Origin of the sequence: Halobaculum saliterrae (assembly GCF_009831625.1) — an archaeon.
Taxonomy (GTDB): Archaea; Halobacteriota; Halobacteria; order Halobacteriales; family Haloferacaceae; genus Halobaculum; species Halobaculum saliterrae.
In genome coordinates, this window is record NZ_WUUS01000003.1 from 142,911 (window position 1) to 156,952 (window position 14,042).

Consider the following 14,042-nt stretch of genomic DNA (forward strand, 5'->3'; position numbering starts at 1 on the left):
AGTCTCACGAAGGAGTCTGCTGAATCAGTTGCTGCCCTATCGGACAGGAGACCATGGTGACGTCTTCTAGCACTGCAATCCAGTGACCTGTTCGGCAATGGTTTCTGGTTCACTTTCGGGGATGCGACGGCCGCCGACGTGAGCGCGTGATCGTCGCGAGTTCCTCGTCAGTATATGGAAAACCCGAGTATCTCCCGTGTGGTGAGGACCACCCGAACGAACCGGTGAGCCCCTACAGCGTCTCGAAACTGGTGTAGGAACACTACGCAGGCGTGTTCAACGAGCTACACGATCTCCCTACGGTGTGTCTGCGATACTTCACCGGATATGGCCCCGAATGCGACCGGACATGGCCATCTCGAACTTCGTTTCTCGATGTCTGATCGATGAACCCCCGGTGATCTACGGCGACGGCGAGCAGACGCGCGGCTTCACCTACGTTAGCGATGTGGTGGAAGCGAATCGGACGATATTGGGGAGCGATGCCGTCGCGCGAGAGGTTCTGAACATCGGAAGTACGGATAACATCACGAGCATCCACCTCGCCGAGAAGATCCGCGATCAACTCGCCCCCGATTTGGAACTTGTCTATGAACCTGCCCGTGAGGCCGACGCGGACCACACCCAGGGTGACGTCTCGAAGGCGCGGGAACTGATCGGCTACGAGCCGACCTACGACATCCGCGAGGGTATTAAGTAGTTCATTGACCGGCACGAACAGAACCGCGACTAGTACGAGCCGTTGGTTCGGTCATCGTAATTGAATACTCAAATAGTATCACTTTGCTAAAATGTGCAGTTGGCGACTTCATTACCGAAGTGGACCGTTCGAAGAAAGATTGGTGTCTCTGAAAGCTATCCTCGCCACCAGATTGTACTCAACAAGTCACCTGATATCGTTCCGCGCCGCTATCAGTTGAGCCGGGGTATTGCACACGACACGTTAGGTCACCACGTCAACCCCTCATACGTCAGTCCCTCTCGACGCTCGATCACGCGACGACCGTCGACCACCACAGGATCCGCCATCGCATCGAACTCCGAATCGAGCGCGGCAAATTCGTCCCAGTCAGTAACCACAGCGGCACCATCAGCGCCGGTGAGCGCATCCGTGGCCGAATCGGCATACTCCAAGTCGGGGAAGTGCTCACGCATGTTCTCGGTCGCGACGGGGTCATAGGCGACGACGGCCGCGCCCCGCTTCTGCAACGCCTCGATCACAGGGATCGCCCGAGAGTTACGAACGTCGTCAGTTCCCGGCTTGAACGCCAAGCCCAACACCGCGATCCGGGCGCCAGCGAGATCTACCTCGTCTTGCAACAAGTCGACGAGTCGCTCAGGCTGTCGGTCGTTCACTTCGACGGCAGCGTTCAGTATCGCCGGCACATATCCGGTAGCCTCGGCTGCAGTGATGAGCGCGTTCGTATCCTTCGGAAAACACGACCCACCCCACCCCAATCCGCTTCGAAGGAAGCGCTCACCGATCCTGTCGTCGAGACCGATTGCCTCGGCAACCTCGTAAGTATCGACGCCGAACTCCTTGCAGACGTTCCCGAGGTCGTTGATCAGGCTCACTTTCGCCGCGAGGAAGGCGTTGTTGGCGTACTTGATCATCATCGCGGTCGCCGGATCGGTGCGGACGATCGGCGCATCGTGCTCGGCCAGAAGCGGCGCGTACACGTCATCAAGCAACTCGGCGGCCCACTCAACAGTCGTCCCGAACACGAGCTTGTCGGGCTCGCGGAAATCGGACACGGCCGTCCCCTCCCGAAGGAACTCCGGGTTCGCACCGAAGGCAACGCGATTACCCCCGTCGCCGGCGAGGGCCTCTCCTAGCCCTTTCTCGAGCGCATCGGCGACCTCGGGCAGTGACGGCGGTGCGACCGTGCTCTTGACCACGACGAGATGCCGATCGCTGCCCTCTGCCAGTGCCTCACCCGTCATCTCGGCGGCGGCACACAACGCTCCCGTGTCGATGCTCCCGTCTTCGCGTGAGGGCGTCTGGATCGCGAGGAACGTTACGTCCGCTTCCGGAACGTCGTCGTAGGACGTCGTGGCTCGCAGCCGGTCGCCGGCGTGCTCGGCGACGAGGTCATCGAGTTCAGGCTCGTGAATGGGAGCACGGCCGTCATTAAGCGCCGCGACGATCTCCTCGTCGATGTCGATCGCGGTCACCTCGTGGCCGAGATCGGCCAGCGAGGCAGCCAGCGTCGTGCCGACATACCCGGAACCGACGACGTTGATTCGCATATCGACGGGATGTGGACCGATTCACATCAGCGTTCCCGTCCAGTCACAGAAACCTACGCGTCAATGAGCCGAGAGATATATACGGTACCGACCGAACTTCTCACCCATGCAAGCAGTCGTTCTCGCAGCGGGCGAGGGAACCCGACTCCGACCGCTGACTGAGGACAAGCCCAAGGGAATGGTCGAGGTCGACGGAGCGCCGATCCTCACGCACTGTTTCGACAACCTCGTCGACCTCGGTGCGAGCGAGCTCATCGTCGTCGTGGGGTATATGAAAGAGAAGATCATCCAGCACTACGGCGACGAGTACGAGGGCGTCCCCATCACGTACGCCCACCAGCGCGAGCAGAACGGCCTCGCGCACGCACTCCTTACTGTCGAGGAGCACATCGACGACGACTTCATGCTCATCCTCGGCGACAACGTCTTCGAGGCGAACCTCCAGGACGTGGTTCGCCGACAGGCCGAGGACCGCGCTGACGCCGCGTTCCTCGTCGAGGAGGTTCCGATGGAGGAAGCCTCACGCTATGGTGTCTGTGACACCAACAAGTACGGCGAGATCATCGACGTAGTTGAGAAGCCCGATGACCCGCCGTCCAACCTCGTGATGACCGGCTTTTACACGTTCACGCCCGCGATCTTCCACGCCTGCCACCTCGTCCAGCCCAGTAATCGCGGTGAGTACGAGATCAGCGACGCGGTGGGATTGCTCTTGGAGAGCGGCCGGACGATCGACGCGATCCCGCTGGATGGGTGGCGGATGGACATCGGCTACCCCGAGGATCGCGACGAGGCGGATCGCCGGTTGGGGGACGAGATGGAGCCGGAAGCCGAAGCCTGAGGTGTACGTCGGCAGCGACACCGAACAGACAGGCTACCGGGCACGACCGCGGTTGAACGGAACATATGAACCTGCCCGGAACACAATCACGTCGCTGTTCTTTGGCGGAGTACGTATAGATTTGACACGGGATACGCCTCTCGATGAGGACAACCCTGTTCGATCAGTGGGAAACGTCCAGAGGTTGATCGAACAAGTGTTGGCGGTGCCAAGTGGTAGATATCTATATTGACGGCTGAGGGATTTGTGGCGATGAGATAGACGCCGACTGCACCGTGATCGCGGCCGATCATCCTGACTCCGGGAGCGATGACGTCTCGAAGACACAGTACTGGTCGGGTACGAACGTATCTACGCTATCCGCGAGGGTGTCGAGGCGTTTACCGGGTGGTATAACAGAACAGAGGGTGGTACGAGCTGTTAGCCCGGCCATCCTGACCAACTACACAAAGTTAGCACTACCGAGATCCGTAACGGCGATCTTGAATTAATTCTACCAGATCACCACCCAACCAACAGAATCATATGAGAGTAGAGTGACTCACGAACTGAGTAACTAATGACGATCCTCATCACCGGCGCCGATGGCTACATTGGCTGGCCCACGTCACTGCGCATCGCCTCGCGAACCGACGACCGCGTCGTGCTCGTCGACAACTTCGGCCGGCGCGAGTGGGTCTCGGAGGTCGGCTCCGTCTCGGCAAGCCCCGTCGCGGACATCGAGACGCGCCTCGAAGCTGCCGAAGAAGTCCACGGCCTCACCAACCTCTCGTTCGTCGAGGGTGACCTCACGGACCGGTCGTTCGTCGACGAACTCCTGCAGGTCCATGAACCGGACACGATCGTCCATACCGCTGCCCAACCCTCCGCCCCCTACTCCCAGATCAACGGCGAGCGCGCCAACTTCACGCAGCACAACAACATGCAGTCCACGCGCAACCTCGCGTGGGGGCTGCACGAGAACGATCTCAGCGACACCCACCTCATCGAGACGACCACCACGGGCGTGTACGGCGCGCCGGAGTTCCCCATCCCCGAGGGCGGCGCGACGATGGAGAACCAAGGCAAACAGGATGAGGTCCCGTTCCCGGCGATGGCGGGCAGCTGGTATCACCTCACCAAGTCCCACGACGCGGCGAACCTCCGGCTCGCCAACAAACAGTTCGGCATCCCCGTCTCGGACGTCCGAACGGCGATCACCTACGGCGCTGCGACCGAGGAAACCGCAGCAGACGACCGCCTCGCGACGCGCTTCGACTTCGACTACTACTTCGGCGTCGTCGCCCACCGCTTCGCCGCGCAGGCGATCGCGGGCTACCCGATCACCGTGTACGGCAAGGGCGAACAGCGCAAGCCGTTCGTCTCCCTCGAGGACGCCGTCGAGGGGCTCGCGCGACTCGCGTTGAACGACCCCGACGACCGCCCGGACGACCACGTCGTCTACAATCAGGTTACGCGCCCGATCTCCATCGTCGAGATGGGGACGACCATCGCCGAGGTCGCCACGGAGTTCGGCTTCGACACGGCGGTCGAGCACTTCGAGAACCCCCGCGACGAGGACGAGACCCACAAGATGGAGATGGAGAACGACCGCTACATGGACCTCATCGGCGACCAGCAGGTCACCTTCGAGGAGGGCATCCGCGGCGTCTTCGAGCGACTCGAGGACCACGCCGACCGCATCGGCGCCTACGAGGACCGCTTCCTCCCCGGCGTCCTCGAGGACCGCCTCGACGAGGAGGAGGCGCCCGCGGCCGGAGACGACTAACCTACCCGACACACCCAATTTCATCACCCATGCACGTTCTCGTTACCGGCGGCTGTGGCTACATCGGCAGCGCGCTCGTTCCGATCCTCCGGGACGACGACCGCGTCGATCGCATCACCATTCTGGACAACCTGTCGATGTCCTCGCCCCGCAACCTCATGGGCAGCGGGCTCGGCAGCGACGACCGACTGCGCTTCCGACGGGGCGACATCACTGAGTACGGCGACGTGGAGTCAGCGATGCGCGGGTGTGATACCGTCATCCATCTCGCGGCGATCACGGGCGCCGACAGCACACACGACCGACGCGAGGAGACCTTCACCGTCAACTACGACGCGACGCGCAACATCCTCCGCGCGGCAGGGAAGCTCGACGTCTCGAACGTCGTGTTCGCTTCCTCGTGTAACATCTACGGTCGTGCGGCCTCTCGCGATATCGACGAGACGGTCGACCCGGACCCGCTGAACCCCTACGCGGAATCGAAACACGAGGCGGAAACCCTCCTCGCGAACGCGATCGAGGAATACGGCATCGACGGCACTGCACTCCGGATGAGCACGAACTACGGCTACTCGCCGGGGATGCGGTTCAACCTCGTCGTCAACCACTTCGTGTTCCGGGCGATCACCGACCGACCGCTCACGGTGTACGGCGACGGCTCGAACTGGCGGCCGTTCATCCACGTGAGGGACGCCGCCCGGGCATACGCCCAGGCCGCACTCGAACCGGGGAACTGGCCCGAACAGGTCTACAACGTCGGGGCCAACGACAGCAACTACCGCGTCGAGGAGATCGCCGAGGCCGTCCGCGACGAACTCGACCGCGACCTCGACATCACATATCTGGAGGACGAGCACCCGGGGCCCTCGTATCACGTGAACTTCGACCGCGTCGCCGAGACGGGGTTTGAGCCCGAACACGACCTTCACGAGGGGATCGCTGGCCTGGCCGAGCGATTCCAGAACGGTACTGGAGGGGAACACCGGTGAATGGTGCATCCAGCCGTCCCGGAGCTGGATCGCGAGGTATTTTGACTGACGCCAGTGGTGAACGACCATGAGCACGACAGACGACGTTCACGTTGCGGTCACCGGTGCGGCCGGATACATCGGCAGTCGCGTCGTCAAGATACTCCAGCGCGACCATCCGGAGTGGGAGATCACCGCCCTCGACAACTTCTACCTCGGGACCGTCCGACAGATCGACGACGTCGAGGTCGAACACATGGACATCCGCGATCGGGACTACCTCGAGGACGCGCTCGCGGGTGCCGATATCGTCATGCATCTCGCGGCGATCAGCGGCGTCGACGACTGCGACACCAACCGTGACCTCGCGTACGACGTGAACGTCACGGGCACGAACAACGTCGCGTGGTTCTGTCGCAAGACCGGCGCCGGGTTAGTCTTCCCGTTCAGTATGGCCGTCCTCGGCGATCCGGAATCGTTCCCGATCTCCGTCGACGACCCGCGCGATCCGCTGAACTGGTACGGGCGGACGAAGGTGCTCAACGAGCGTGCTATCGAGTCGTTCGCCGACGGCGCGTTCCCGGCGCACCTGTTCCTGAAGTCCAATCTCTACGGCGAACACACGATCGGCGACACCCGCGTCTCGAAGGGGACCGTGATCAACTTCTTCGCGAACCGTGCCGCCGCTGGGGAGACCCTCACTGTGTATGAACCGGGGACACAGGCGCGCAACTTCATCCACGTGAAGGACGTGGCTCGTGCGTACGTCCACAGCGCTGAACGGCTCCGCGAGCAACTCGCCGCCGGCGAGACCGGAGTCGAACAGTACGAGATCGCCTCCCGTGAGGACCCCGGCGTGATGGACGTCGCCGAACTCGTCCAGCAACACGCCGCGGAGATCCTCAACTCCGAGGTCGACATCGGGGTCGTCGAGAACCCGCGCAGCGGGGAGACGATGGTCGAGTCCTTTGAGGTGGACATCTCGGCGGCCGAGGAGACGCTCGGATGGACTCCCCAGGAGACGGTAGAGGGATCGATTCGGGACCTCCTCGAGGCGAAGGCGCGGGCTGAGTAACCGTCAGGAGTCGCTGTGCGGGTCCGCGTCGAGCGTGTCGTGGTTCCACGTGAGATCGAAGTAGCGGCTCAATCCGGCGACGAACGAGTGGTTCTCGGTCACCGCAGCCTGCCGCTTGTGTAGCGGAACGTCCTCTTCCTCGACGAGAAGGACGGCGTCACCGGAGTCGTAGTCCAAACTGGGATCGATGAGCGTTCCCCGCCAGGGGAGCCGTGTCGCGCTGAAGCGGTACTCGACTGCGGGGTACTCCGTGCGGAGGTACTCCACCATGTCCCGCTGGACCGACCTGTTCTCCGGTTCCAAGAGGTCAGGGTCGAGAAACAGAACCCGGAGCGCACAATCTCGCTCGTGCGCGTCCGCGAACGCGGGTTCGATCGCCTCGAAGTACTCGAAGCTCTTCGTGATGATCCGGATCTCGCGTTGCGCGTCCGCGTACAGGGTCCTGGTCTCGCGCTCGCTCGGGTCACCGACGTCGACGACGTGAAACAGCTCCTCCGTCGGAGAGATGTCCTCGCTAGCCTGTTCGTACAGCGGCCCAAACGCCGCGACGAACTCCTCGCGAGTGTCCTCGATCCGAGCTCGGTCGGTCTCGTAGGTCTGTCGACGGTTCTCGATCGCCCTATCGAGGATCTCCTCGGGCGATTTCGATTGATACTGTTTCGGCCGACCGGGGATGACCTTGAGATACCCCAGATCGGCTAGCTCGTCGAGGACACCGTAGATACGCGCCTTCGGAATGCCTGTGGCCTCCGAAAGATCGGGCGCCGTCGTTCGCCCCAACTCGATCAGGCGCTCGAGTGCCTGCTCCTCGTACTCAGTCAGCGCAAGTGGATCGAGAAGAGATTCCGTGTCGGGGGTGCTCATACCGGGCATATGGGCGTCTGGTTGAAAAGCCACGGCGGTTGCTGCCGAATCGACGAGTGGTCCGCTATCCGATAGCTTCATATTGAATGCGCCTGTAGTTACTCACAACATGAGTAACTCAACGCGAGACGATGACCATCTCCACGACCTCGAGGACGGCGCGGGCTGCACGGAGATCTGGGAGAAACTTAGTGAACAGCGAGACGAAGCGGAATCGGCGTCCGGTAGCGAGAAGGACGAGTAGGGCACCGGGTCGGTAGGGAACTAAGCAGTGCTTACGGTCATATCTCACGAGTCAACCGTAGGAGGCTGTTCGTCCGGATCCTTCAGCGGTCGAACGCGGGGGCGAGGGACATTCGCGGTTCTGCGGGCAGTTCTTTTGCAGCTCCAGTCGTCCACACCTTTGGAGTCCCCCGAATCAGCCTAACTGTGCGCTGACGTCTCCACGGTACATCCTCCTGCCACAAGCATGTCTGCACTTACTTCCTGCGCGTCAGTCCGCAGGTCGACAACGGCCAAGCAATAGATCCGGTGCTGGGAAGGGAGCCACATAGGGAGGGATTCACAACGAGACTACCCCCGGAGGACGCCATAGAGATACCAATACTGAGAATTTGAGGAACGGATACTTGTACGAATACGATACCCTTTTCGCTATGGCTGGTTTCCACAATCGAAGCGACCTCCTCCTTCTCGATACGGGGAGCATCATGCTGATGGTGTTCGGAGCGCTTTCGCTTCTGCTCGGTGCGATCGTCGGTGTCGGGTTGCTCCTGGGTTCGGTATCCACGAATCTCCTCGGGACGCTCGCACTGTCGGTGGTACTCGCAGTCGACGGGCTTGCGCTCATTCTACTGAGCAGGTACTGTTGATCCTGAGGCTCGCAGTGCGCAGGACAACGATTGAACGCTTGGTAGTCTTGCCGACGGGGATGCGGAGGGGATCCTTCCAGTGTCTCAAGCGATACTGAGCTTCTTTGAGCCCATACCGGCCATCAATACGTACATAAGGGCGTCCACCTCGCGGGTGAGACCGTCCGTTCGATGGAGTGACCATCCGATTCGATCGTCGTCAAGCGGCACCCGACCGACGAAGTCGCAGAGAAGTCGACAGTTTCCATGCACGTCCAGCATGGGTGTGAATGTTGATCGGTGGCGATCGTGACGCCGGTCACTGGTACAGGTTCGAACTGGGGTTCCCTATCCATGTCGGAGTTTGTACCGAGAGGCTGATCGCCGACTGACCCGTGATAGCGGTAGAACACTCCGACTCCGCGGCCGATGAGGTCATCGGCAACGCCAGCTTCCTCACTGATGCAATCGTCGACATCTGGCCGAGACACTGAGTCGTGTTCTCATGGCGGCCGACCACAGACCAACCCAGTCGAGCGTGCACAACGCTATGACTGGGACGTCGTGGCCGACGACGTGTTGGAGGCGTACCGGGCGGCCGTCGATGGGTCATGGTAGTCAAAGATTCTCGAATGAATCAGTTCACACAGCGTTCCGTCGCCCGGAGTTGCCGGAGAGTATACAGTCCTGTCTGTCAATAGTCGATCAATGGTCGATCTTGACGGTGCAACCGTCTTGGTCACAGGAGGAGCCGGGTTCATCGGCAGCCACATCGTCGATCGACTGGTCGACACGGCCGACGTCCGCGTGCTCGACCATTTCGTAACGGGAGACCCCGAGGACGTTCCAGATGTCGCGACGGTGATCGAGGGGAGTATCACTGACGATCACACGCTCGAGCGCGCCATCGACGGGGTCGACGTCGTGTTCCACAAGGCGGCACAGACGAATTTCGCTCGATCCATGGAGGAGCCCAGACGGTCCCATGCGACGAACGTTGACGGGACGCTCGCTGTTCTCGATGCGGCACGGGAGGAAGACGCTCGATCGGTCGTCGCCTCAAGCGCGGCGGCGTATGGCCCGCCGGAACGGATTCCGATCCGGGAGAGCGACCAGTTGTCGCCGACATCCCCCTACGGAATCGAGAAACTCAGCGTGGATCACTACGCGCGAACCTACGCCTCCATCTACGATCAGGATGTGGTCGCGCTCCGCTATTTCAACGTATACGGACGTCAGGGAGTTGCTGGCGATTATGCAAGCGTGATCGCGGCCTTCCTTGACCAGATCCGCGACGGCGACCCGATCACGATCCACGGCGACGGTACGCAGATCCGTGATTTCGTTCACGTCGACGACGTCGTCGATGCGAACCTGCTGGCCGCGGAGACGGCCGCCGTCGGCGAGGCGTACAACATTGGAACCGGAAGCCCGACCACGATCAACGAGTTGGCGAAGATCTGTAAGCAGGTAACCGATTCTGACGTCGAGATCGTCCACGACGAGACACGTCAAGGCGACATCGAACACAGCCAAGCGGATATCTCGAAAGCTTACTCTGAACTGGGGTACGAGCCGACAGTCTCGCTGGAGGAAGGGCTCTCTCGATTAGTCTCCGAGCGAACCTGACGCCGCCGACCCACTGGCTACCGAACGCCCGTCGACGGCGAGTGGTGAGCCAACTCCGGGGCCAACACCTGACTCCCGTATCCTCCACCGCCAGCCTGTGTGCTACCCTCCGAGGTGATCGACCAACAGTTCCGCGACGTTGTCCGGCCGTTCGTGAGTGACGAAATGGCCGGCGTCCGGGAACCGTTCGAGCCGGCCGTTCTCACAGTAGGACAGACTCCGCGGCGCCAACTCGGGGACGAGCGCCTCGTCACGCTCGCCCCACACGATCAGCGTCGGCGCCTCGACCGACTCACGCGGCGGTAGCCGTGGGTACCGCGGAACCGCTCGGTACCAGTTCACCATCGACCGCGCGGCACGGGGCCGGCCCCACGCGGTGCGATACCGATCGAGGTCCGCCTCGTCGAACGTCCCCGCTGGAACACTCTCAGTCAACACCCGAGTCCACAGCGCGAAGTCGTTGCGCGCGGCGGTCCACTCCGGCAGCAGCGGGATCTGGAACGCGAACGCGTACCAGCTTCGCCGCAGTTGCTCGCGGTTCCCGAGCAGCGTCCGGCGGAACGCGGTGGGGTGGGGAACGTTGACGACGCCGAGGCGGTCGACCCGCTGGGGCTCCCGGAGTGCGAGGTTCCACGCGACCATCGCGCCCCAGTCGTGGCCGACGACATGGGCGGATTCGTACCCGTCCGACCGGATCAACGCCACGATGTCGCGAGTGAGCTCCGTGATCCGGTACGGGCGGACGCCCGCGGGCTTCCCGCTGCGGTTGTACCCCCGTTGGTCCGGGACGAGTACCCGGTAGCCCGCCTCGACGAGCGGCTCGATGTATCGGTGCCAGCCGTACCAGAACTCGGGGAACCCGTGTAACAACACCACCAGCGGGTCCGCGGGGTTGCCGGCGGCGACGACGTGGAGCCGCACGCCGCTCGCGTCGCGGAACTCGTGGTCGATCGGCAGGTCCTCCACCGTCCGGTTCGGGGCCATGGAAACTGATCCGAGCGCGACCGTTGTGAAGGTTCACGGCGCGATGACGACCTCACTCGGGATCGCCAACCCTCCCAGGGCGTTCGGCGGTGAGCGTCGTATCGAGCGCGTCGGTCAGTGAAGCGTTCCCGCTCGGTGGACGGCGTCGTACGCGAACAGCGCGTAGCCGACCTCGGCGGGCGTGTACCCCGTCTCGGTGGCGATTGCTCGGATCGGCTCGATCATCGCGACGTAGTCGTCGGCGTCGAACGACTCCTTCCGGCCGTCGAGGCGGTCGAACCGGTCCAACGTCGCCCACACCCGCGTGTCCACGACGGCGTGCCGGTCCGGATCCAACGCGGCGAGGACACACGACGCCGTCGGCGCTTGGAACCCACTGAGGCCCGTTATCAGCCGTATCTTCGAGAAGTCGCCGGAGACACGACGGACGTTTCGCGTCACCTCGCGACACCGTTCCTCGGGATTGGATTCGACGTGATACGCGCTGCGCGTCGACGACAGATACGCGATCTCGTACAGTTGATCGCGGGTGAGATGGCCCTGTTCGCGGTACTGCTCGCCGAACGACTCCAGTTCGGTGGGCAGGAGTCCCTGTGTCTCGTCGTAGCGATCGAGATACTCGGCGACCGTGTCCCCGTCCATGGGTTGCATCCGGGGCGCCGCACAGTAATCGGCTCCGGAGTTCGTCCCGACCTTCGGCACCCGTGTCGATCCACGGTGGCCCGCGACGTATTCACCGGATCCCCGTACTTGCAGCCGGCCGTGCATTCAACGATACACTGTTCCTGTTGTCCCAATATCCATCTACCACGAGTAGACCTGCCAATCCTGGTAGTAGCGAACGACCTCAACAAAGCCGATTCAACCGAGCACTATCGGGAGTTTCCGTGCCCGTAATCGGAGATATTCGCTCCCCTTTGCGTACGAAGACCTTCCCCCGATCCGAGCGTCGTGTCCGATACTCCTGTCCGGTGACGCTCGCACGGATCCCGCCGAGAGTGCCTCTGCGCCGCTCTCGGCGGTCGATCGGATCCTATCGAGACCACTGTACAGTGCGATCCCAGTATCTCATGACAGACTCAACTCTCACGACACGTGCGCTGGTCCTGACTGCAGTGATGGTGTTCGGCGTCATCGCCGGCACTGTCGCGTTCGCAGGAACGACCGCCGCGACACCCGCGACCGCAGCCGGCACGGCCGGCGACGCGCCCCCGACTGAAGACGTCGCTCCGGCGACCGCCCCCACAGGCGCAACTCCTGATCCGAGCGTCCCGACTGACGCCTCCGGCCTCGTGCAACCCGGTGGGGACAGTGCGGTGAACCTCTCGGAGAACGTTACCGAGGTTCCTCGAGGTGGGATCGCGACCTTCACGGTGCGCCTCAACGACTCCGGTAGCTCCGCCACCGTGGTCATCGGCAACGAGAGCGAGGACGGCTATCAGGCCAACGTCTCGCTCACGGACGCCAACGGCGACGGCGTCGTTACCTTCGCGTTCAACACCTACGCGGCGGGCGACACCTCGGCCGAAACCGTCGTCCAGTTGGTCGGCGACAGCGAGTCCGACCGGATCACCTTCGACGACACGAAGAGCCAGACCCAGTTGGACTCCCTCCTCGATCCCGGCGACTACCTCGTCTCGGTCGGAACGAGCGACGACCCGGCGACCGTTCTCGAAACCCCCGACTTCGTCGGGGCGCTCTTCGTGATCGAGCGTTCGGCCCCGTCACAGGCGCTCTGGCGGACGGCGCAGGACACGCAGTCGGTGGTCCGAGAGGCGGCGGCCAACGAGAGTCGCTCCGCCGTGACGGCCATCGGCGACGCCATCGTGGACGAGCGACTGACGCGGACCGACACGCTGGCGTACACACCCGACAACTCGAACAGCGACGTGCTCGTCGTCCAACTCACCGCGCCGGGGCTCTCCGGAGTGATCGGCACTGTCGGGGGTGGTGAGGTCACGGACGAGTTCAGTGCGGCCCTCCGGTCGAACAACAGCTCCGAGGCGCCGCTCCGTGTCGTCCTCGATGAGCGGAACCCCGAACAGAATCGAGCCCCCGTCTCGCTCGACCTCGGCCAGGCGCTCTCCACGGGGACCGGAATCGAGGAGGCGCTCACGGTCATCCACGCGGACGGGGACACGTACTACGTGTTCGTGGACTACGACACCGTGGCCGCCACCGTGTTCAACGGATCGGACACCGCCTTCGATGACGGCGACGAGATCGCCGTCAACAGCTCCCTACAGGATCCGCGCCTGCTCGCCGTCGACCCGAACGAACCGGACGCTGCGGAGGGTGCGTCCCGGAATCGGACCGCCTCGGCGAACGTCACGCTCGAAGCGGCCGAGGGAGGCTTCGATCTGAACGAGGACGACCTCGTGACGACGACGGCCGAGGAGAACGCGACGGTCACCGGAACGACGAACGTCGCGCCGGGGACGGAGGTAACCGTCGTCGTTCGCTTGACGGAGGGGGCGCAGTCGTCGTTTCTCGAGAGTCGGACGGTCACCGTCAGCAGTGATGGCACCTTCGCGGCGACGTTCAACCTGAGCGCGCAGGTTCGCGGGGACGGGTTCGAGGTGAGTGTCGAGCGGGCTCCCTTCTCGGCGACGGCGGAGGGAGTGATCGTCGAGGGGAGCACAGCGGAGGCGTCGGCAGTGGCTCCCGTGAGCGATGCCGAGGCTCGGTCACTCTGGGGTCCTCGAACTCCGGTCTGACCGGCATCGGAACCGATCGCCCTCTCTCAGAGGTCGGTCCCCCAGATACCGAACGCGATCGAACCGGAATGTGAGCGATGAAACGTCTCCCGACG

General features: G+C 62.8%; 12 protein-coding genes and 1 pseudogene. 9 read left to right on the forward strand and 4 right to left on the reverse strand.

Annotated elements, in window-relative coordinates; translation table 11 throughout:
- Positions 1–140: 140 nt before the first annotated feature.
- A pseudogene (locus GRX01_RS19605) lies at positions 141–700 on the forward strand (GDP-mannose 4,6-dehydratase); the annotation flags it as partial.
- 248 nt (positions 701–948) lie between these two features.
- Here the strand turns inward: GRX01_RS19605 and aglM are convergent.
- Positions 949–2,250 (reverse strand): UDP-glucose 6-dehydrogenase AglM, encoded by a 1,302-nt coding sequence (gene aglM, locus GRX01_RS05555; RefSeq protein ID WP_159664295.1) that lies wholly within the window; start codon positions 2,248–2,250, stop codon positions 949–951.
- A 106-nt stretch (positions 2,251–2,356) separates the two neighbouring features.
- Here aglM and aglF point away from each other — a divergent pair, with 106 nt between their 5' ends.
- The 4 genes from aglF to GRX01_RS05575 all read left to right on the forward strand — a co-directional run bounded on the left by aglF (position 2,357) and on the right by GRX01_RS05575 (position 6,902).
- Positions 2,357–3,091, forward strand: coding sequence for a UTP--glucose-1-phosphate uridylyltransferase AglF (gene aglF / locus GRX01_RS05560; protein WP_159664297.1), 735 nt, complete (start codon positions 2,357–2,359; stop codon positions 3,089–3,091).
- 559 nt (positions 3,092–3,650) lie between these two features.
- Complete coding sequence (locus GRX01_RS05565) at positions 3,651–4,859, forward strand: NAD-dependent epimerase/dehydratase family protein (protein ID WP_159664299.1); 1,209 nt, start codon at positions 3,651–3,653, stop codon at positions 4,857–4,859.
- Between the two features lie 29 nt (positions 4,860–4,888).
- Complete coding sequence (locus GRX01_RS05570) at positions 4,889–5,848, forward strand: NAD-dependent epimerase/dehydratase family protein (RefSeq protein ID WP_159664301.1); 960 nt, start codon at positions 4,889–4,891, stop codon at positions 5,846–5,848.
- A gap of 67 nt (positions 5,849–5,915) precedes the next feature.
- Complete coding sequence (locus GRX01_RS05575) at positions 5,916–6,902, forward strand: NAD-dependent epimerase/dehydratase family protein (protein WP_159664303.1); 987 nt, start codon at positions 5,916–5,918, stop codon at positions 6,900–6,902.
- A gap of 3 nt (positions 6,903–6,905) precedes the next feature.
- On the opposite strand, the gene GRX01_RS05580 is transcribed toward GRX01_RS05575, so the two are convergent.
- Positions 6,906–7,766 (reverse strand): TrmB family transcriptional regulator, encoded by an 861-nt coding sequence (locus GRX01_RS05580; protein WP_159664305.1) that lies wholly within the window; start codon positions 7,764–7,766, stop codon positions 6,906–6,908.
- Between the two features lie 109 nt (positions 7,767–7,875).
- Between GRX01_RS05580 and GRX01_RS19325 the strand changes: the two genes are divergently transcribed.
- The 3 genes from GRX01_RS19325 to GRX01_RS05590 all read left to right on the forward strand — a co-directional run bounded on the left by GRX01_RS19325 (position 7,876) and on the right by GRX01_RS05590 (position 10,246).
- Positions 7,876–8,010 carry a hypothetical protein gene (locus GRX01_RS19325; RefSeq protein ID WP_267903186.1) on the forward strand — a complete coding sequence of 45 codons (135 nt, stop codon included), beginning with the start codon at positions 7,876–7,878 and terminating at the stop codon, positions 8,008–8,010.
- A 412-nt stretch (positions 8,011–8,422) separates the two neighbouring features.
- A complete protein-coding gene (locus tag GRX01_RS05585) occupies positions 8,423–8,638 on the forward strand; it encodes a hypothetical protein (protein WP_159664307.1) in 216 nt (71 codons plus the stop codon).
- Between the two features lie 687 nt (positions 8,639–9,325).
- Entirely contained in the window at positions 9,326–10,246 is a 921-nt protein-coding gene (locus GRX01_RS05590; protein WP_159664309.1) for an NAD-dependent epimerase/dehydratase family protein, read from the forward strand.
- 102 nt (positions 10,247–10,348) lie between these two features.
- On the opposite strand, the gene GRX01_RS05595 is transcribed toward GRX01_RS05590, so the two are convergent.
- Positions 10,349–11,230 (reverse strand): alpha/beta fold hydrolase, encoded by an 882-nt coding sequence (locus GRX01_RS05595; protein ID WP_159664311.1) that lies wholly within the window; start codon positions 11,228–11,230, stop codon positions 10,349–10,351.
- 114 nt (positions 11,231–11,344) lie between these two features.
- Positions 11,345–11,872, reverse strand: a complete 528-nt coding sequence (locus GRX01_RS05600) for a hypothetical protein (RefSeq protein WP_159664313.1) — start codon at positions 11,870–11,872, stop codon at positions 11,345–11,347.
- Between the two features lie 428 nt (positions 11,873–12,300).
- On the opposite strand from GRX01_RS05600, the gene GRX01_RS05605 reads away from it, so the two are divergent.
- Positions 12,301–13,947, forward strand: a complete 1,647-nt coding sequence (locus tag GRX01_RS05605; protein WP_159664315.1) for a DUF7827 domain-containing protein — start codon at positions 12,301–12,303, stop codon at positions 13,945–13,947.
- Positions 13,948–14,042: the final 95 nt, after the last annotated feature.